The following is a 475-nucleotide window of genomic DNA, read 5'->3' on the forward strand; positions in this document are numbered from 1 at the left end:
GATTTGCTCAAATTTGGATACTTCTCATAAGCCTTTGACGCAATTGACTCCTTTTGATCTTTAGTCAATACTCCAGACAGTCCCGTTTGGCTCACTTTCAGAAACTTTCTTAATTCTGTTGCTATCTTTTCTTTGAATTGAGAATTTGAAATGACAGTTGTCTTAAGCTCTTCGACTTCCTGTACGAGATTGTCTCTTTCCAAGGTTTGTTTCTCGACCTTTTGTTGGGCTTTTTTGTCAACCGAGTTGGTGGCTTTTTTCTTACTTGGAGCTTTTGAGCTAGTAGATTTTGATTTTTCCTGTTTTGGAATATACCAACTGCTTCTGCGGTTTGGATTAGTGCGTCTTAAGGTTTCTTCTGCTTCCGTTGAAATTGAGAACAAAGTATCAAAATCTGAAAATCCCTCAGTATCCTCTTTAGCAATTGATATGTTTTCTTGTGAAACTTTGTCAAGTTGAGCTAACTGAGAATGCT

1 protein-coding gene is annotated in these 475 nt (G+C 37.3%); it reads right to left on the reverse strand.

Annotation, left to right across the window (positions count from 1 at the left end):
• A partial coding sequence (locus BWI92_RS27695) for a hypothetical protein (RefSeq protein ID WP_176464584.1) occupies window positions 1-475 on the reverse strand: 475 nt, incomplete at both ends.

The sequence above is a fragment of the Flectobacillus sp. BAB-3569 genome, from assembly GCF_002270355.1.
Lineage (GTDB): Bacteria > Bacteroidota > Bacteroidia > Cytophagales > Spirosomataceae > Flectobacillus > Flectobacillus roseus.